Genomic DNA, 18,856 nt, shown 5'->3' with positions numbered 1-18,856 from the left:
AGCCGCGTGCAGGCTGCTTTTCCAGTGGATGGACTGGTTACGGGATCAGTAAAAAGGAATCAGGTGTGCCGACTGCCCGATCTGGAAAATAAATGAAGCGGCGCTTTTTTCAGGCTATAATAAAAGAGTTAATGGAATTGTGACACGGAGGAGGTGCCCATCATGAATATCAACCGTCTCGCCCGGAATTATCCGGGAACCATAGTGGAAAAGACTCCCTTTGTCCCCAAAAAGAATATGCTCTATTTTTATGAGGATCCGTACTATATTGGCATTCCTTCCCAGACGCTCTCTGACCGTGAACGAAACCTGCTGGTTATGCTGCTGAATCAGGAAGTTCCGCCGGTATACAGCGGTAAGGGCCGGCTGTGGTACGATTTGCTGGTCCGCGGGTTGCCGGTAAAAGATCTTGATCTGTCCATAAGCGTGCGGGTGACGCGTTTTCAGATGAGTGCCAGACTGCCGCAGGATGACCTGGCGGAATGGAGGCAGGCCCTGGAAGCTTTTTTTGACAGATCAGACAGTTTCATATACCTCTCATCGACGCAGGGCCTGATCATTGAAGAGAAGCCTTCAGTCCCGGCAGAGGACCTTCGTGCCATTGCCAATACACTGGAAAATGATTTCTCGGTCAAAACCTACTTTCAGATCGGGCTCAGGTATCCGGCAACCGGATTGCTGAAAGGCGCTTTTCAGGAAGAAGGCGATTTATTTCGGAGATTCCTGTCTGCTTCATCCCCGAAAGAGGTGACGAGTGTCGCATGCAGCTTTTTCTCCCTGCTGAAGCCGCTGATCAGCGAATGGGCGATTTTAGCTGAAGTACGGACGATGATCACCGATGATCCTGTCTGCGTCAGAATGATCAGGTCGCTGTGGGAGAGCCAGGGGAATATCAGCACCGCGGCGAAGCACCTGTTCATGCATCGGAATACGCTGCAATACCGGATCGAGAAATTTTATGAAATGACCGGCATCTCCCTGAAAGAGATGAACGGGCTGACCCTTGCTTATCTCTCCATTCTTTGATGCCGTGATCAGCCCGGCATTTGCCGGTATGATTCACCCTTGTGCTATACGTTAAGGAGGGGTAAAATTTTTCAGAAAAAAACCCTGGGAACGCCGCCTGTCCGGCAGCGCCCGCGGGGCCTTTTCTGTCGTAAAATCAGCCGGCAGTCAGTGATTTTTCCGTCTCCGGATCAAAGAAATGGGTTTTACTGACATTGAGAGCCAGAGTCACATTGTCGCCTGCATGATAAGGTGTCCGGGCGTCGACACGGGCAATGAAATTGTGGGTGCCGACTTGAGCATGCAGCATAAATTCCGCCCCCGTCAGTTCGGGGATGTTGATCTTGGCCTGTATCACGCTTTTCGGGCTGGAATTGATGACGACAGGTTCATCATGAATGTCTTCCGGACGGATCCCCATGATGATCGGTTTATCCAGAAAGTTCTTGTTGCGGAGGATTTTAAGCTTGCCCTCTGGAATTTCGATGTCGATATCATCGCCTTTAAAATGGTTGCCCTCAAGTGTTCCATGGAAGAAGTTCATAGGCGGTGAACCGATGAATCCACCGACAAAGAGGTTGGCCGGCGTATCGTAGACATCTTTTGGTGACCCCACCTGCTGGATCACACCGTCTTTCATAATAACAATCCGTGTCGCCATGGTCATGGCTTCTGTCTGGTCGTGCGTGACGTAAATCATCGTGGCTTCAAGATTCTGATGCAGTTTGCTGATTTCCGAACGCATCTGCACACGCAGTTTTGCATCCAGGTTGGACAGCGGTTCGTCCATCAGGAAGACTTTGGCGTCGCGGACAATCGCCCGGCCCAGTGCCACACGCTGCCTCTGGCCGCCTGACAGTGCTTTCGGTTTTCGGTCAAGATATTCTTTAATGCCGAGGATCTCAGCAGCATGTTCCACACGCTGTTTAATCTCAGCCTTCGGTACCTTGCGCAGCTTCAGGCCAAATGCCATATTGTCGAAGACGCTCATATGCGGATACAGGGCATAGTTCTGAAAAACCATCGCAATGTCCCGATCCTTTGGAGCGACATCGTTCATTTTCTTACCATTGATGTACAGTTCACCTTTTGAAATTTCCTCAAGGCCGGCGATCATACGCAGTGTAGTAGACTTTCCGCACCCGGAAGGGCCGACGAATACAATAAATTCTTTATCGGCAATATCCAGGTTGAAGTCTGAAACAGAAGGGGTGGTGCTATTATCATAAATTTTGTACATATGTTTTAGTGAGAGTTCCGCCATGATCTTTTCACTCCTTATCTTTGATACGTCTATCATAATGCAAACGCTTTCATCATTGTATGTCAGGATGCTTAATTAATGTATCCCTCTTTTGTGCACAATGACGAATCCGCTTACATTTATGAACGGGCAGTACCCCCAACCTCCAGGTCATGAGAGTAAATGAACAGGACGGGGTGGGTGATCACTGCCCGCAGAAGCCCGCCGGGTTCAAACGAACAATCCGCAGGGGATGGGCGCAGGCTATAAACGGGGGCGCCCTGTCGCAACACTTGCACGGACACGTCCTGTGCGCCCGAAAACTACCGGGAAATAAAGTTTCACTTAATGTTCTCATTTTCAGCAGGCGGCGCCGGATCGCCGTCAGTCCCAAGCGGCATCATTCATCGCAGCATTCATTATTGATGAAAAGCGGCAGCCAATCGGGTATACTGAAAATACAGCGAGATGGTGGAAGGAGGGAATTCAAATGTCCGATAAATCATCAGAAGAACTTAAAGATCGCGTACTCGAAAAACTGGAAGATGTGATTGATCCGGAACTGGGTATCGATATTGTTAATCTCGGCCTGGTCTATGGCGTGGATATAGATGAAGAAAATAATGTGCTGGTCACGATGACACTGACTTTTATGGGGTGTCCGCTGTCTGCATCACTGACTTATGAAGTGAAACGTGCGCTGGCAGACATTGAGGAACTGGGTGAAGTGGAAGTGAACTTTGTCTGGGATCCGCCGTGGACGAAAGAAAGAATGTCCCGCTATGCCCGGATCGCGCTTGGACTTTCCGATTAATTGTGCTTCTGCCTGGCAGAGGCACTTTTTTTCTCTGCGGTTAATGATCAGGCCCGCTCCGGCATACCCTGATAGAAATGATAAATCGGGGGAAGATGTGTTGGAACAGGCACTGGTTTATGGCGGATTGTCCCGCCCGGGTATTCTATTAACAAAAGAGCTTATGGATCGCGGAATAGAAGTCACCGCCCTCAGTTCGGCCATGACTTCAGAAGAACACACTGCGGAAGAAAACCGGGCGCTGTTTCTGGGCAGAAATGCTTTATTCCGAGAATCCGTGCGGCAGAATGATCAAGCCTGCGATTATGTATTTTTTACAGACTGCTGCCGGGCCGAAACTGCGTTTATGGACCGGATAATAGAAAAAATCACAGATACGCTGGATACGCTGTCGCAGGCCGGTTCCCTGGTCCTGCTTTCTTCAGTCGATATTTTTGGCAACAGGGCAAGAGGGAACCTGGAAAATCATCCCGTTCGCCCGACAACACAGGCGGGCCGTATGGCGGATGAAATGGAACGGGTTTTTATCAAGCGTCTGCGAAAAATCAAATTTAACCACGCTGTTATTTTAAGATCAGAACCGATAAAAGACATGGATGAGCAGGTTGCAGAAAAAGCAGCCATTCTCATGACAGAGATGGCTTTAAGGGACTTTCCCGGTTCTGAGATCGTCCATTATTTCAGTCATTCCGGAACAGAACCTGCCCTGAACATGAAAATCAGGAAGCTTCTGGGGGATCGCTTTTCATGGCTGTGACAAAAAATGAATCGGAACGAATACAGTTCTGCGCCCCGATTTTCTGAATCATTTACGGTTTGAACATTTTCAGAAGAGGGGACAGCTGCTTGATGGCAGGAGCTGTCTGATTAATGACAGAAACAACCTGAGTGGCTCCATTGACCACTTTCCCGATATCAAATTGTCCGTTCTGATCCAGAAATGGTTTCAGTATTGCAGGCTGCATGGCCTGGTTCGGCACTCCGCCTGCCTGCCACCCGCTGTTCTGATAATAGTTCTGAGCCGGGTGTGCAGGCGGTAAAGGGCTGCCAAACATCAAGTGTGTGAACGGATCATAAGCACTGTCTCCGGGATTCTGTCCTTGCTGAATCATTTCTTACACCCCCTCGTTCACTGATCTGGAATAGGGTATTCCATCTCTTGTATCTTATGCCTGATCAGCTGTTTTGTGAGGTCTATTCGCCTGTGCAATCCACGTTAGCAAATGGACAAATATAGGGCATTGTATTATATTGTTACCAAGTCCTATTATATACTGTTATGATCTGAGAGGAGAATTGCGGATGTCCGCAGGAATATTGGGTGTAGGAAAATTCATCCCCGAACGCGTAGTGACAAACTTTGATTTGGAGAAAAAAATGGATACATCAGATGAATGGATCCGGACAAGAACAGGTATCCAGGAGCGACGGATAGCTGACGAAAAGACCAATACTTCAGATATGGCTTTTGCTGCAGCAGAAGATGCCATAAAAAATGCCGGTATTCGTGCCACGGATCTGGATATGATTCTCGTTGCAACCGTCACGCCGGACCAGCCTTTTCCATCAATGGCCTGCATGCTTCAGGACAGACTTGGTGCAGGACACGTTGCGGCAATGGATATCAGTGCTGCCTGTTCAGGATGTATTTACGGCATGATAACGGCGAAACAGTTTATTGATTCCGGCGTATATAAGCATGTTCTTGTTGTTGGTGTTGAAAAGCTTTCGAAAATTACCAACTGGGAAGACCGGACAACTGCCGTTCTTTTCGGTGATGCCGCCGCTGCTGTCGTCCTTGGGCCGGTTTCCGAAGGTCGGGGTATTATTTCCTGGGAACTGGGCTCGGACGGAAGCGGAGGAAAAAATCTATATCAGGACGGTCCGTTCATCAAAATGAATGGACGCGAAGTATTTAAATTCGCTGTCCGGCAAATGGGAGAATCGGCCGTTCATGTTGTTGAAAAAGCCGGATTGAAAAAAGAGGATATTGATTTTCTGATCCCGCATCAGGCAAATATTCGTATTATGGAAGCATCAAGAGAACGACTGGGTATTCCGGAAGAAAAAATGATTAAGTCGATCCATAAATACGGAAATACTTCATCATCGTCCATTCCGCTGGCGCTCGCCGATGCAGTAGAGGAAGGTCGGATAAAAGAAGATGACCTGATCGTCATGGTTGGCTTTGGCGGCGGACTGACCTGGGGAGCGCTTACGCTCCGCTGGGGAAGATAAGGCTCAAAGCCGGTTCGCAGCATAAACAAAATGATATATTATAATGAGATAATTGGATAAAGGACCTGATTACGTTTATTATATGATTTGTTGAACATTTTAAAAGGGAGAGAATGGGATGAAAAGAAGAGTCGTTGTTACCGGATTAGGTGCAGTGACACCTCTTGGCAATGATGTACGGACAACATGGGAAAATGCGATTTCCGGTAAATCCGGTATCGATTTAGTGACTCGAGTGAATCCGGACGATTTCCGGGCGAAAGTGGCAGGGGAAGTGAAAAATTTCGACCCTGAAAAATATATGACACATAAAGAAGCCCTGCGTATGGATCGTTTCACTCAGTACGCAGTTGCTGCAGCAAAAATGGCAGTTCAGGATGCTGGCTATCAGGTTGACGAATCCAATGCAGAACGGACCGGTGTCTGGATCGGCTCGGGTATAGGCGGTATGGAGACTTACGAAAAAGAGCTGCGCACTGCGCTTGAAAAAGGATGGCGTCGGGTCAGTCCGTTTTTTGTGCCGATGATGATCCCGGATATGGCTTCAGGACAGGTGTCGATTCAATTGGGAACCAAAGGGATCAACGAATGTACCGTTACGGCCTGTGCAACCGGAACCAACTCGATTGGCGATGCCTATAGAGTGATCCAGCGGGGAGAAAATGATGCGGTGTTCAGCGGCGGGGCAGAAGCGCCGCTCACGAATATGGCTTTTGCCGGATTCTGCTCTTCGCGTGCCTTGTCAACAAACCCTGATCCGAAGACAGCCTGTCGTCCGTTTGATAAGAACCGTGATGGTTTCGTTATGGGTGAAGGTGCCGGTGTGGTTCTTCTTGAGTCTCTGGAATCTGCGCTTAAGCGCGGTGCGCATATTTATGCAGAAATCGTTGGTTACGGTGTGACAAGCGACGCTTTCCATGTGACTCGTCCGGATCCGGAAGGACGGGGTGCCACTCGCTCGATGCAGATCGCGCTTCATGATGCGGGACTGACACCGGAACAGGTGGATTATATTAATGCTCATGGGACGAGTACCGCTGCGAATGACTCTACCGAAACAATGGCCATTAAAGACGTTTTTGGCGAGTCTGCGCGCAAGGTCGCCATCAGTTCGACAAAATCGATGACCGGACACCTCCTCGGTGCTTCAGGCGGTGTTGAGGCCATCTTCTCCATTAAAGCCATGGAAGACGGAATCATTCCTCCGACCATCAATTATGAAACGCCTGATGAGGCATGCGACCTGAATTACACACCCAATGAATCTGTCAGGAGAGACGTTAACGTATCCATGTCCAATTCATTTGGATTCGGTGGCCACAATGCAACTCTGGTCTTTAAAAAATACGAAGGTTAATCAGTCGAACACGTCTCTTTGCACCCGGAATCCCGGGTGCTTTTTTGTTTCCTCTTATCTGCCACATAGTTCACTAGATTCAGGCATATAGTTAGCCATATCACGAGAATCGATAAACAGAAATTATGGCTTTTGAGAATAAATTTTCCAATCCTTGACCATAATGTTTGCAAATCAATAAAGAGGGGACGAAGCGTTCATGGAGATCATAAGCGATATCTGGGTGAACTGGTTTGAAGGGGAAGAGAACAGTTATAATGTCTGTGAATTTTATGAATGGCGCAAGCATGACTTTATCGAACTGCTCGATCAGGTCCCGCTCGTGAAAGTTGAATCCTCGCTGTTCGACTATATTGAAAATGATCTGCAGGATCTGCCGGAAGACTTGCTGAAGCTCATCAGAAACAAAAGTGTTATCTGCAAAAATAACCAGAGAGAAGTTATTGAATATTGTTTTGTTGCAACAGATGGGCAGCGGTCTATTGCTGCCGATACTCTGGGTTACAGAATTCCGGTGCGTAAAAGCCGGCTGATTCCGAGGCAGGAGAATATTGTTCTGGAAAAGGTGGAAAAAATGAAGCCGGAAAGTTTTCCAATCCTGCTTCCCGGGCATGAAAGGGCGTATCATCTTCTTTCTCTGGATCCCAGGTTTATGATTGGACTGACACGCAGAGAACGTCATATGAAGCAGCTGCTTTTTATGGCGCTTGACCAGTTGCGTACAGCAGGAAGCCTTGAGGAGATCCGTTACTGGTACACAGAATGGTATCCCACTCATTATGCAGAAAGCCGTCATATGAGTTTTGAAGAAGCATGGGGAGCTCTGGTTTCCGCTATGAAGATCGGCTGGTCGAAAAAACACAGCGCGATCTGTGAACGGATGATTAAAGGGCAGTCCTACTTCGAGAAACTCTGGGAACTGGAACAGGGCCCAAAGGTCCAGTAACGATAAAGACGAGAAGATCAAAAGCCCGATGCATCGATCCGCATCGGGCTTTTGATCTTTTGTCTCTGTTAAACCTGTCTGTTGTTTCTCGCTCCCGGATGCCCGTTTTCCGCGGGGGACCGTGAGCTTCCCCGGATGGAACTCTTGTCGAGCGGGCTGACCCCGCCACTATCCCGCAGCGTCCGCCTTCCGCCCAGTGTTAACGTTAGCAGGGAAACGTAAACTTCGCCTGTACTAAAAAATGGTATTTTTGCAGGGAAAAAGGATCACAAACGGGGCGCTTGCTTACAGCCTGCTGCTTCGGCCGATTCCCAGGGCTTTTTCTGCATTTTTCAGCGTTTTTCTGGCTATATCGTATGCTTTTTCGGCGCCGGCATCCAGCACTTCGTCCAGTTCGGACGACTCAATTAAATTTTGATAACGTTCACGTATTGGTTTTAATAATCCGGCAACCGATTCTGCCACATCCATCTTGAATGTTCCATATCCCTTTCCGTTGTATGCTTTAACGAGCTCCTCGATGGATCGCCCGGATGACAGGGAGAAGATGTCAAGCAGATTTGAGATCCCCGGCTTATGTTCACGATCATATCTGATTTCCGCTTCATCATCGGTAATCGCGCTCTTGATTTTCTTGATGATATCTTGCTCACTGTCCAGCGTGAAAATAGTTGCTTTACGGTTTTTATCGGATTTACTCATCTTTTTCTCAGGCTCGGCAAGAGACATAATACGTGCCCCGACAGGCGGGATGTACGGTTCCGGCAGTGTAAATACTTTCCCGTACCTGTTATTAAAGCGTTCGGCAAGATCACGTGTCAACTCCAGATGCTGTTTCTGATCGGCCCCGACAGGAACGAGTTCTGTCTGGTAGAGCAGAATATCTGCGGCCATCAGCGGCGGGTAGGTGAGCAGACCGGCGGGAACGGCCTTCTTTCCCTTCGATTTGTCTTTGAACTGCGTCATCCGTTCCAGTTCTCCCATGTAGCTGGTACACTGCATGATCCAGCCCAGCTGGGCATGGCAGGGGACTTCGGACTGAATGAACAGGATCGATCGCTCCGGATCAATGCCCATAGCCAGATACAATGCTGCCAGATTGCGTATATTCCGCTGAATTTCCGCAGGGTCCTGCGGCAGCGTGATGGCATGCTCATCCACAATACAGTAAATACACTCATTTCCTTCCTGAAGGGACACAAAATTTTTCATAGCGCCCAGATAGTTGCCAAGATGAGGAATCGATGTTGGTTGTACACCGGAAAAAATTTTCGACAAAATATTCACCTTCCTGATTGGTGTATAAATACAGAGTAAATAAAAAAGGTCTGTCATCCGCAAGGGACGATAGACCGTGGTGCCACCCTAATAGTTTCCTGTTTTCAGAAAACCTCTCGTTTCGGATCCATATTGAAAAACAGATCCGACTCCGCTGTAACGTACGGGTACGTCAATACCTACTATCCATCCGGCTGAAGACTGGTGTTCGGGTTGAAGCTCAAAAGTCCATTCCACGACGCTGGTTCCGCCCGGATCTCAGCTCCCCGGACTCTCTGGTGGACGGCGCCGTGTACTCCTCTTTTTCATCGCATGTCGTCTTTTATTGAGACATAGTATAAATGATTTTTTCCTCTAAATCAAACGCTGCGTCTGAAAACAGGTGAAAAACCCATATAGCTTCTTTGATTTTTGAAAAATCGGATTATAAAAATAAGGCCACAGCCAGGCTCAGCAGGAAATAGAAGGCACTGATAATAATCAGCGGCCAGGTGATTCCGGTGCGCTTTCCGTCCCGTATTTTATATTGCGAAAGAGGGGGCTCCGTATCCTGATCTCCAAGACGGCTTTTCCGGACAGAGCGGGAGAACCTTTTAAAACTGTAGATCATCCCGTCAAAGAAGCCGCCCTGAATAATAAAAATGATTAAACCCACATTGAATGCCAGCAGACTGATCGTCCCCAGCGCATCGGTCAGGGCGTGTACGGAAAAGGGATGTTCATAAACAAACTGAATGATAACCGTCAGGACGGGCTCGATGACAGCCATCGACAGATAAAGCGCTCCCGGTTTTAGTGAGCAGGACCTCATGTAACCACCTCACATCTATCATACAAGACCACGTGCAACCGGACAACAAATACCAGACTTTCGCATTCCTGTATCATTTTTTTACCGTATCATGCACAATAGTCATAAAAATTTTAAAAAAATACATGCAAAATCGTTAAAGAAAGATTAAAATAGCATTTAAAGATGAATTTGACTTCTGAATTGTTAGAATGATAGTTCATCTTAAATAGAATACAATTTTTAGGGGAGGTCAATGCTTTGAAGAGAGCGAAAGCTAAATGGTCACTCGTGCTGTCTTTTGTGCTGGCAATCAGCCTGGTGCTTGCAGCCTGCGGCGGCTCCGGCAGCAGCAGCAGTGACAAGAGCAAAAGCAGCAACAAACTGGCCAAGGATCAGACACTGAATCTGGCCATAGGTGCGGATATTCCGACACTTGATCCGACACAGGTTACCGATACGGTATCCAACAATGTGGTAGCCATGACCATGGCAGGACTGACAAGGATGCATAACAATAAGTACGAATGGGATCTGGCCACCGGCAAACCGGAAGTCAGTGCGGACAAGAAGGTTTACACCTTTAAACTTCGTGACCAGAACTGGTCGGACGGCAAACCTGTCACAGCCCAGGATTTCGTTTACGGATGGCAGCGCCAGAATGATCCGGCAGCAAAACCTGCCTACAATTTCCTGTTTGCCTCGGTCGGCATCCTGAATGCAGCAAAAATACAGAATCCGGACGATCCGATGTATGGCAAGTTCCAGAATCTCGGTGTCAAAGCTCTGGACGACAAGACACTGCAGGTTACCTTGGAACGTCCTGCCCCGCCTTTCTTCTACAGTCTGCTTTCACAGGCACAGTTTATGCCTCAGCGTGCTGATTTTATCAAGGCGCAGGGTAAGAAATACGCACAGAGTGCTGAAAATGTGCTTTATAACGGTCCGTTTGTTCTTGACAGCTGGAAGAAGGGCAGCGGCTGGACGTACAAAAAGAACGGGGACTACTGGAATAAAGCAAAAACAAAACTGAATACCGTTAATTTCCAGGTAGTCAAGGAAACATCCACAGCAATTAACCTGTACAAAACGAACAAGATCGACGAAGTCGGCCTGACTGCTGAATATGTTGATTCCTTCAAGAAATCGAATCCGAAAGAAGTACAGAGTGCGGTTTCTTCACCGACATGGTTCCTCCGGTTCAATCAGAAAACAAACAAAAATCTGAAGAATATTAATCTGCGTAAAGCGATTGGTGCAGCTATTGACCGTGAAGGACTTGTTAAAACAATCCTGAATAACGGTTCTGTTGCATCTAATTACGTTGTTCCGGCTCATTTTGTCACCGGTCCGGATGGAAAAGACTTCCGTGCCGCTTCTCCTGATGGTTTTCCTGCCGGCGATGCAGCTGCTGCAAAAGATTACTGGAATAAAGCTAAAGAGGAACTTGGTATATCGAAGCTGCACCTGAATTTCCTCAGCCAGGATGGCAGCAATACTCAGCAGTTGAATCAGTATGTAGCCAATCAGATTAAGAAAAATCTGCCTGGTGTGACCGTAACAATCAATTCACAGCCATTTGCAAATTATCTCAAGCTTACCGATGAATTTAAGTTTGATATTCAGTTCGGCGGCTGGTTCCCGGACTATCAGGACCCGATGACGTTCCTTGATATGTGGACGACTGATCAGCCAATGAGCACGACAGGATGGTCAAATAAGAAATTTGATAATCTCGTCAAAACTGCTTCTGAAGGCACGGCTGATTACAGCAAACGCTGGAATGACATGATTCAGGCCGAAAAAACAATGATGGCAGATTACCCGATTGCCCCTCTTTATCAGGAAGGACATACATGGGCACAGAAGCCATACGTTAAAGGTCTTTCATTCCCAAGCTATGGGGCTGAAACCGACTTTTCCCAGGCTTATCTGCTTGAACACTGACCCATCTCTCAGAGCATCTGCTCCGGACAGGAGAAAGGGGAGTACCGGATCGGTACATCTCCCCTCATATCTTAGATATATGATAGAATAAGTGACACGAAATAAGAAAATGAATAGTGGAAAAAAGGCATGACAACGCCTTTTTTCGCGAGTCCAGGAAAATTGACAAATCAAATTAATAAAAAAACAGATGCAAAAGAAAGAAAGAACTTGTATAATAGCACTTGTAGGTTGAATTTGTCTTCTGAATTGAAAGAAAATTCGCCGAAAAAAAGATAATCATAATAATGGGGAGGTCATTGCTTTATGAAGGCTAAAGCAAAATGGTCACTGGTGCTGTCTTTTGTCCTGGCACTCAGCCTGGTGCTTGCAGCCTGCGGCGGCTCCGGCAGCAGCAGCAGCAATAACGGCAAAAGCAGCAATAAGCTGGCCAAAGATCAGACGCTGAATTTCGCCATCACAGCGGATATTCCGGCACTTGATCCAACACAGGTTACCGACACGACATCGAACAATGTTGTTCAGATGACGATGGCCGGTCTGACCAGAATGCACAACAACAAATTTGAGTGGGATATGGCGCAGGGTGAACCTGAAGTGAGCGCGGACAAGAAGGTGTACACCTTCAAACTTCGCGATCAGAACTGGTCGGACGGTAAACCGGTAACAGCTCAGGACTTCGTTTACGGCTGGCAGCGTCAGAATGATCCGGCTGCGAAGCCTGCTTATAATTTCCTCTTTGCCTCGGTTGGTGTTAAAAATGCAGCAAAGATTCAGAACCCGGACGACCCGATGTATGGTAAGTTCCAGAATCTCGGTGTTAAAGCTCTGGATGATAAAACGCTGCAGGTGACACTTGAACAGCCGGCACCTCCGTTCTTCTACAGTATCCTTTCACAGGCACAGTTCATGCCGCAGCGGGAAGACTTTGTCAAAGCACAGGGTAAAAAATATGCTCAGACTGCTGACAGCCTCCTGTACAACGGTCCGTTTGTTCTTGACAGCTGGAAGAAAGGCAGCGGCTGGACGTACAAAAAGAACGGTGACTACTGGAATAAAGCAAAAACGAAGCTTGATACCGTTAATTTCAAGGTAGTCAAGGAAACATCTACAGCAATTAACCTTTATAAGACAGGTAAAATCGATGAAGTCGGATTATCTTCCGAATATGTTGACTCTTTCAAGAAATCAAATCCTAAAGAAGTAAAGAGTGCGGTTGAATCGGGTACTTTCTTCCTGTACATCAACCAGAAAACCAATAAAAATTTGAAGAATCTAAATTTACGTAAAGCAATCAATGCAGCGATTGACCGTGACGGACTTGTTAAAACAATCCTGAATAACGGTTCTGTAGCATCCAACTATGTCGTACCGGCCGGATTCGTTAAGGGCCCGGATGGCAAAGATTTCCGCGCGGACACACCGGATGGCTACCCGGCCGGTGATGCGGCTGCTGCCAAGGAATACTGGAATAAAGCGAAAAAGGAACTTGGTATTTCCAAACTGGAACTGAACTTCCTCAGCCAGGACAGCAGTTCAACACAACAGCTGAATCAGTATGTAGCTAACCAGTTAAAGAAAAATCTTCCGGGCGTAACGGTTAAGATCAATGCACAGCCATGGGCTAACTATCTTGATCTGAACCAGAAATTCCAGTTCGATCTCGCATTCAGCGGCTGGTTCCCGGATTATCAGGATCCGATGACCTACCTCGATATGTGGACGACAGGTCAGCCAATGAACACAACAGGCTGGTCAAACAAGAAATTTGACAGTCAGATCAAGTCCGCTTCGACAGGTACTGCTGATTTTGCAAAACGCTGGGATACAATGAAGCAGGCGGAAAAAACCATGATGGCTGATTATCCAATTGCTCCTCTGTATCAGTCAGGACATACTTGGGCAGAAAAACCGTATCTGAAAGGTCTTAACTACCCAAGCTATGGACCGGAAATTGACTTCTCCAGAGCTTATATTCTGGAACATTAATTAATAGCAAGTCTTTTCATGCTGGTTGATTTGAAAATTGATGAGAGGGGAGTATATGTCAATCCTGGCGTATACTCTCCTTTCCATTAATCAGAGTTGACAAGTTCAATCTGCTCTATTTGAATCAGACCTTACCCACTTTATCACTTGACAATAAGGAATGAAAGAATAGATAATAGATATTTAATGTATGGGGAGGTTAAATCGTGTTTCGATATATCATGAAGCGGATTCTCTATATGTTTATCAGCTTTTATGTTGTTCTGACACTGACGTTTCTGTCGATGAAAATGATGCCCGGTACACCCTTTAAATTTGCCAACCGACTGTCGCCGGAACAGCTGGGTCAGCTGAAGCATTATTATGGGCTGGATCAGCCGGTTGCTGTTCAATACGTGCATTACTTGTGGAATTTTATCCACGGTGATCTTGGCGGATCGTTTCAATACGGGATGCAGCCGGTGACAGAATTTTTGATACAAAGATTTCCGGTTTCTTTCCAGCTTGGCCTGGAAGCTATGGTTGTTGGAACCATTCTCGGTATTCTGTTCGGCATTATCGCCGGACTTTACCGGGCGAGATTTCTTGACTGGGGAACAATGACACTATCTATGATTGGTATTTCCATTCCATCATTTATTTTCGCCGCTATCCTGCAGTATGGCCTTTCAGTGTTCGTTCAATGGTTTCCGGTAGCAGGATGGGATACACCTATGTCTCATGTGTTGCCTGTGACCTCTCTGGCCATCGGTGTGGTAGCCCTTATTGCTCAGTTCATGCGCAATGAAATGGTTGAAGTGCTGAATCAGGATTACATAGTAACAGCGGAAGCCAAGGGATTGACGACATCAGCAATCATCTTTAAGCATGCGATTCGTAACGCGCTGATTCCGGTCGTTACAGTGATAGGTCCGATGACTGCAGCAATTGTCACCGGGTCACTGGTTATCGAAAATATTTTTACGATACCCGGGATCGGTTCCCAGTTTGTTGAAGCGATAGTCACCAATGATTATCCAATGATTATGGGAACAACAGAACTCTTCGCTGCTCTGTTTATTGTTGCCATTCTTGTTGTTGATATTCTCTATGGAATTATCGATCCGAGAATTCGGATTTCGGGAGGTCAGTCATCATGAGTGCAACGAACACAGAAGTGACCAAAGAAATGTTTGTTCCGGCTGAAATTGATCATTCAGTCAGTGAACAGATTACCGGCGAAAGCATCAGTACGACAAGGGATGGGCTCCGGCGTTTCCTCCAGAATAAAGGTGCGGTCATTTCACTGATTATCCTTATTGCCCTCGTTGTGATGGCACTTATCGGACCACACTTCAATAATTACGAAATTGATGATCAGGATCTGGAGCGTGTCAACCTGCCGGCTAAGATTACTGCACTGTCATGGATTCCGCTGTTTGATGGTAAAGAACAGGGCGTAGACGTCTATCAGGAAAAAAACATAAAGACAGATTTCTGGTTTGGCACAGATTCTCTTGGCCGTGACTTATGGACAAGAACCTGGAAGGGAACGCAAATCTCTCTTTTTATCGCTCTTGTTGCGGCACTGGTTGATCTGTTCATTGGTGTCACTTATGGGGGCATCTCCGGATATTTTGGCGGAGCAACCGATACGATCATGCAGCGAATCGTCGAGATTATTTCAGGTATTCCAAATCTTGTGTGGATCATTTTACTTATTCTGATCATGCAGCCGGGATTATTTGCGATTACTGTCTCTATTCTTGCCACAAGCTGGGTTTCTATGTCCCGAATCGTCCGGGGAGAAATGCTTAAGCTGAAGAATCAGGAATTTGCACTGGCGTCCAGAACACTTGGAGCGAGTCATGGGCGAATTATTTTACGTCACCTGATACCCAATTCGATGGGTATGATTATCGTGAACACAATGTTCTCCATTCCAAGCGCTATTTTCTTTGAGGCTTTTCTCAGCTTTATCGGCCTCGGCATCCGTCAGCCGGGCGCTTCACTGGGTACTCTGATCAATACCGGGTATGAAGTGCTGCAGCTGCACCCTTATCAGACATTCTTTCCGGGTGTTATCATTTCTTTGCTGATGATCTGCTTTAACATCATGGGTAACGGGATTCGTGACGCATTCGATCCGAAGCTGAGAAACTAAAATCGGGGGGTGAAAAGATGGATCATTTACTGGAACTCAAAAATCTGACAGTTCATTTTAATCTATTTAATGCCACGGTACAGGCTGTTCGCGATGTCAGCTTTCATCTGGATAAGGGAGAGACACTCGCTATCGTCGGTGAGTCCGGATCGGGCAAATCAGTGACATCAAAAGCCATTATGGGATTAATTCCAAATCCCCCTGGTGAAATTACGTCCGGAGAAATTATATATAATGGCCATGATCTGGCAAAATACTCAAAAAAACAGATGCAACGGGTCAGAGGTAAAGAAATATCGATGATCTTTCAGGATCCGATGACTGCCCTGAACCCAACCATGAAAGTCGGAAAGCAGATCATGGAGAGTCTGATCAAACATCAGAATATGTCCAGACAGGAGGCACGCACCAGAACCGTTGAGTTACTTAAACTGGTTGGCATCCCAAAACCTGAAAGCCGTGTGGATAATTATCCACATCAGTTTTCAGGAGGGATGAGACAGCGCGTGGTCATTGCCATTGCTCTGGCGTGCAATCCGCAAATATTGATTGCAGATGAACCAACAACGGCACTGGATGTCACTATTCAGGCTCAGATTCTCGATCTGATGCGTGATCTGCAGCAGAAGACCGGCACAGCCATCATTTTGATTACACATGATCTGGGCGTTGTCGCAAATCTGGCTCAACGTGTGGCTGTCATGTATGGCGGTAAAATAGTTGAAACAGGCACACTGGATGAAATTTTTTATAAACCGAAACATCCGTATACATGGGGGCTGTTGTCGTCCATGCCAAAACTGCATGCAAAAACAGATAAACTGACAGCAATCCCCGGCTCTCCGCCTGATCTCAGTGATCCTCCAAAAGGCTGCCCTTTTGCTCCGAGATGTCCGTATGCGATGAAAGTGTGCACCGATCACATGCCGGACTATACCGAGTTGTCAGCAACACAAAAGACAGCCTGCTGGCTGCTGGATGATCGTGCACCGAAAGTCGATCCGCCTCAGTCGATCGGTGTAGGAGGGAAAGCGTAATGGTGGAAAAGAATGAAAAGCTTCTTGAAGTAAAAGATCTGAAAAAATACTTTAAAGTCGGCCATAAAGAAGTCCTGAAAGCAGTCGATGATGTCACTTTTGATATCTATAAAGGTGAAACGCTGGGACTGGTTGGCGAGTCCGGGTGTGGTAAATCCACAACAGGACGTACGATTATTCGCTTATATGAACCAACAGGCGGTAAAATCATCTTTGATGGAAAAGATATCAGTGGGAAGATTTCCCGCAATACGAGACATCAGCTGACAAGAAGAATGCAGATGATTTTCCAGGATCCGTATGCCTCGCTGAATCCAAGAATGATGGTTAAAGATCTTATTGCTGAAGGACTCGATATTCATCATATGGTGAATTCAAATCGAGAAAGGCTGGATAAGGTTTATGAAATGCTTGAAACAGTTGGCCTGAATAAGGAGCATGCCAACCGTTTCCCGAACGAATTCAGTGGAGGGCAGCGGCAGCGAATAGGCATTGCACGGGCACTCGCGGTAGATCCTGATTTTGTTATCGCAGACGAACCGATCTCAGCACTTGATGTTTCTATTCAGGCACAGGTCGTGAACCTGCTTCAGGAATTGCAGGAGAAACATGGGCTGACCTTCCTGTTTATTGCCCATGACCTTTCAATGGTAAAGCATATCAGCGATCGTGTAGGCGTCATGTATCTCGGGAATATGGCAGAGCTGGCGACCAGTGATGAAGTGTACAATCATCCGCTTCATCCTTATACACAGTCACTTCTCTCAGCTATTCCTGTAGCTGATCCTGAAGTGGAACGTTCGCGGGAACGGATTATCCTTCAGGGAGATGTGCCGAGCCCAATTGATCCGCCGAGCGGCTGCCGGTTCCGGACACGCTGCCCATTTGCCATGGACATCTGTGCGAAGGTTAAACCCAGATGGCATGAAGTTGAAAAGGGACACTGGGTTGCCTGTCATCTTCATGATGAAGAAGTGAAAGATAAGGCGGCAAATTAAGAAAACAGAGTAAGGACACAGAGAGCATTTGAAATGACTTCTCTGTGTCCTTATTTTTTCACCTTCGCTTTGACCAGCTGCAGGACGATAAATAAACCAATCGTCAGAAAAAGAACTGACCCGATAAGCCAGTCACTGATTTGTCCCGTTACCTGATTCAGGATCATTAGTACGGACATGATCATGGCGCTGGCCAGAGTGAGTATCCTGATCCATACAATTCTCATGTTTATGTTCCCCTGTTATGAATAATTTTTTGTTCTTATTCGTACATTATTATAGAGATAGACGTGGATCCGGACAAGTTTGGTCATCCGTCTGGTGATCTGGCATCATAGGTGCAGATTCATATAGACCAGGGCTGATCAGTCAGTTTTTCATAAGGGATCCTTTTTGGCTGATGTGACTGAAGAATCTGAGACAATGTAACAAAATAGACACAGGTTGAGAATATTCATTGCTTCTTGAGATTACCCCTTTCCATCGAAAAAAAGAACCGGGTTGACAAATGAAGCATAAAGAGAAACAATGTTTTTAACTATTGACTCGTTAAAGGAGGCGATATGAAGTGAAGCAGAAAAATGTCAGGCGCAGGCGCAAAAATTCAATTCGAAAGTGGTTGAAAGAAACCCTGGGACAATTGCGTCCGAAGACTCAGGACACTCCGTCAGCAAACCTGAAACTGCCGGCATGAACCACTGACTATTGATTGGGATAACAATTAAAATAAACTGGAGATTGACAATTGACACGAGAAAAGGACTTCTTTATTAGAAGTCCTTTTCTCGTGCAGTAAACAGTGAGATGTCGGATAATGTCGAATAACGGTCTGTTATGTTTGGTCATGGCGAACGATTTTTTTATTTTAGCAAAAAAAGGGTAGGAAATTTAGAAGAATTATTATATAATAAAAATACCCAGGGAAAAGGATCATCCATATTTAAAGCCTAGTGGTAATATGTCAAGTCCCTAAAAACGAGAAATTGGAAATTTTTTAGGGCCTTTATCCAAAAGCACTTAAAAAAGCGTATATGAAACAAATCCCACGCCAAATAACAAATTTTACCAGTT

At 46.5% G+C, this 18,856-nt stretch carries 18 protein-coding genes and 1 other annotated feature; of the genes, 13 read left to right on the top strand and 5 right to left on the bottom strand.

What is annotated here, in order from left to right:
• Positions 1–162: 162 nt before the first annotated feature.
• Complete coding sequence (locus EWH91_RS08945) at positions 163–1,026, top strand: helix-turn-helix domain-containing protein (RefSeq protein ID WP_129929706.1); 864 nt, start codon at positions 163–165, stop codon at positions 1,024–1,026.
• 136 nt (positions 1,027–1,162) lie between these two features.
• Here EWH91_RS08945 and EWH91_RS08940 read toward each other — a convergent pair whose 3' ends face one another.
• On the bottom strand, positions 1,163–2,269 hold the full coding sequence (locus EWH91_RS08940) for an ABC transporter ATP-binding protein (RefSeq protein WP_129929705.1): 1,107 nt from the start codon (positions 2,267–2,269) through the stop codon (positions 1,163–1,165).
• A gap of 469 nt (positions 2,270–2,738) precedes the next feature.
• On the opposite strand from EWH91_RS08940, the gene EWH91_RS08935 reads away from it, so the two are divergent.
• Positions 2,739–3,062: a metal-sulfur cluster assembly factor gene (locus EWH91_RS08935; RefSeq protein ID WP_129929704.1), complete on the top strand. Its 324-nt coding sequence runs from the start codon at positions 2,739–2,741 to the stop codon at positions 3,060–3,062.
• 100 nt (positions 3,063–3,162) lie between these two features.
• Positions 3,163–3,819 carry a Rossmann-fold NAD(P)-binding domain-containing protein gene (locus tag EWH91_RS08930; protein ID WP_129929703.1) on the top strand — a complete coding sequence of 219 codons (657 nt, stop codon included), beginning with the start codon at positions 3,163–3,165 and terminating at the stop codon, positions 3,817–3,819.
• A gap of 52 nt (positions 3,820–3,871) precedes the next feature.
• On the opposite strand, the gene EWH91_RS08925 is transcribed toward EWH91_RS08930, so the two are convergent.
• Positions 3,872–4,174, bottom strand: coding sequence for a YppG family protein (locus EWH91_RS08925; protein ID WP_129929702.1), 303 nt, complete (start codon positions 4,172–4,174; stop codon positions 3,872–3,874).
• 190 nt (positions 4,175–4,364) lie between these two features.
• On the opposite strand from EWH91_RS08925, the gene EWH91_RS08920 reads away from it, so the two are divergent.
• From EWH91_RS08920 to EWH91_RS08910, 3 genes are all read left to right on the top strand, one after another.
• Positions 4,365–5,300 (top strand): beta-ketoacyl-ACP synthase III, encoded by a 936-nt coding sequence (locus tag EWH91_RS08920; protein ID WP_129929701.1) that lies wholly within the window; start codon positions 4,365–4,367, stop codon positions 5,298–5,300.
• Positions 5,301–5,418: 118 nt separating this feature from the next.
• Positions 5,419–6,657, top strand: coding sequence for a beta-ketoacyl-ACP synthase II (gene fabF, locus EWH91_RS08915; RefSeq protein WP_129929700.1), 1,239 nt, complete (start codon positions 5,419–5,421; stop codon positions 6,655–6,657).
• Positions 6,658–6,856: 199 nt separating this feature from the next.
• Positions 6,857–7,603 (top strand): DUF3603 family protein, encoded by a 747-nt coding sequence (locus tag EWH91_RS08910; protein ID WP_129929699.1) that lies wholly within the window; start codon positions 6,857–6,859, stop codon positions 7,601–7,603.
• Between the two features lie 285 nt (positions 7,604–7,888).
• Here the strand turns inward: EWH91_RS08910 and trpS are convergent, their stop codons facing one another.
• Both trpS and EWH91_RS08900 read right to left on the bottom strand, forming a co-directional pair.
• Entirely contained in the window at positions 7,889–8,881 is a 993-nt protein-coding gene (gene trpS / locus EWH91_RS08905) for a tryptophan--tRNA ligase (RefSeq protein ID WP_129929698.1), read from the bottom strand.
• A gap of 59 nt (positions 8,882–8,940) precedes the next feature.
• Positions 8,941–9,199: a binding site (T-box leader), on the bottom strand.
• Positions 9,200–9,305: 106 nt separating this feature from the next.
• Positions 9,306–9,692, bottom strand: a complete 387-nt coding sequence (locus EWH91_RS08900) for a DUF3899 domain-containing protein (protein ID WP_129929697.1) — start codon at positions 9,690–9,692, stop codon at positions 9,306–9,308.
• Positions 9,693–9,932: 240 nt separating this feature from the next.
• Between EWH91_RS08900 and EWH91_RS08895 the strand changes: the two genes are divergently transcribed.
• From EWH91_RS08895 to EWH91_RS08870, 6 genes are all read left to right on the top strand, one after another.
• Positions 9,933–11,618, top strand: coding sequence for a peptide ABC transporter substrate-binding protein (locus EWH91_RS08895; protein WP_129929696.1), 1,686 nt, complete (start codon positions 9,933–9,935; stop codon positions 11,616–11,618).
• Positions 11,619–11,924: 306 nt separating this feature from the next.
• Entirely contained in the window at positions 11,925–13,607 is a 1,683-nt protein-coding gene (locus tag EWH91_RS08890; protein WP_129929695.1) for a peptide ABC transporter substrate-binding protein, read from the top strand.
• A gap of 206 nt (positions 13,608–13,813) precedes the next feature.
• Positions 13,814–14,746, top strand: a complete 933-nt coding sequence (locus tag EWH91_RS08885; RefSeq protein ID WP_129929694.1) for an ABC transporter permease — start codon at positions 13,814–13,816, stop codon at positions 14,744–14,746.
• Positions 14,743–15,750, top strand: a complete 1,008-nt coding sequence (gene opp3C / locus EWH91_RS08880) for an oligopeptide ABC transporter permease (RefSeq protein ID WP_129929693.1) — start codon at positions 14,743–14,745, stop codon at positions 15,748–15,750. The genes EWH91_RS08885 and opp3C overlap by 4 nt, the downstream gene beginning before the upstream one ends.
• A gap of 17 nt (positions 15,751–15,767) precedes the next feature.
• Positions 15,768–16,787 carry an ABC transporter ATP-binding protein gene (locus EWH91_RS08875; protein ID WP_129929692.1) on the top strand — a complete coding sequence of 340 codons (1,020 nt, stop codon included), beginning with the start codon at positions 15,768–15,770 and terminating at the stop codon, positions 16,785–16,787.
• Positions 16,787–17,785: an ABC transporter ATP-binding protein gene (locus tag EWH91_RS08870; protein ID WP_129929691.1), complete on the top strand. Its 999-nt coding sequence runs from the start codon at positions 16,787–16,789 to the stop codon at positions 17,783–17,785. The genes EWH91_RS08875 and EWH91_RS08870 overlap by 1 nt, the downstream gene beginning before the upstream one ends.
• A 50-nt stretch (positions 17,786–17,835) precedes the next feature.
• On the opposite strand, the gene EWH91_RS14475 is transcribed toward EWH91_RS08870, so the two are convergent.
• Entirely contained in the window at positions 17,836–18,012 is a 177-nt protein-coding gene (locus EWH91_RS14475; RefSeq protein ID WP_165364287.1) for a hypothetical protein, read from the bottom strand.
• 341 nt (positions 18,013–18,353) lie between these two features.
• On the opposite strand from EWH91_RS14475, the gene EWH91_RS14860 reads away from it, so the two are divergent.
• Complete coding sequence (locus EWH91_RS14860) at positions 18,354–18,479, top strand: hypothetical protein (RefSeq protein ID WP_256359835.1); 126 nt, start codon at positions 18,354–18,356, stop codon at positions 18,477–18,479.
• Positions 18,480–18,856 lie beyond the last annotated feature (377 nt).

It is taken from the genome of Sporolactobacillus sp. THM19-2 (genome assembly GCF_004153195.1).
Classification (GTDB): domain Bacteria; phylum Bacillota; class Bacilli; order Bacillales; family Sporolactobacillaceae; genus Sporolactobacillus.
This window is presented reverse-complemented; position numbering and strand designations above follow the sequence as displayed.

Coding starts and splice junctions, on each gene's coding strand:
- EWH91_RS08900 (WP_129929697.1), bottom strand. CDS start 9,692: ATGAGGTCCTGCTCACTAAAACCGGGAGCGCTTTATCTGTCGATGGCT.
- opp3C (WP_129929693.1), top strand. CDS start 14,743: ATGAGTGCAACGAACACAGAAGTGACCAAAGAAATGTTTGTTCCGGCT.
- EWH91_RS08940 (WP_129929705.1), bottom strand. CDS start 2,269: ATGGCGGAACTCTCACTAAAACATATGTACAAAATTTATGATAATAGC.
- EWH91_RS08910 (WP_129929699.1), top strand. CDS start 6,857: ATGGAGATCATAAGCGATATCTGGGTGAACTGGTTTGAAGGGGAAGAG.
- EWH91_RS08935 (WP_129929704.1), top strand. CDS start 2,739: ATGTCCGATAAATCATCAGAAGAACTTAAAGATCGCGTACTCGAAAAA.
- EWH91_RS08875 (WP_129929692.1), top strand. CDS start 15,768: ATGGATCATTTACTGGAACTCAAAAATCTGACAGTTCATTTTAATCTA.
- EWH91_RS08890 (WP_129929695.1), top strand. CDS start 11,925: ATGAAGGCTAAAGCAAAATGGTCACTGGTGCTGTCTTTTGTCCTGGCA.
- fabF (WP_129929700.1), top strand. CDS start 5,419: ATGAAAAGAAGAGTCGTTGTTACCGGATTAGGTGCAGTGACACCTCTT.
- EWH91_RS08925 (WP_129929702.1), bottom strand. CDS start 4,174: ATGATTCAGCAAGGACAGAATCCCGGAGACAGTGCTTATGATCCGTTC.
- EWH91_RS08945 (WP_129929706.1), top strand. CDS start 163: ATGAATATCAACCGTCTCGCCCGGAATTATCCGGGAACCATAGTGGAA.
- EWH91_RS14475 (WP_165364287.1), bottom strand. CDS start 18,012: ATGAGAATTGTATGGATCAGGATACTCACTCTGGCCAGCGCCATGATC.
- EWH91_RS08870 (WP_129929691.1), top strand. CDS start 16,787: ATGGTGGAAAAGAATGAAAAGCTTCTTGAAGTAAAAGATCTGAAAAAA.
- EWH91_RS08920 (WP_129929701.1), top strand. CDS start 4,365: ATGTCCGCAGGAATATTGGGTGTAGGAAAATTCATCCCCGAACGCGTA.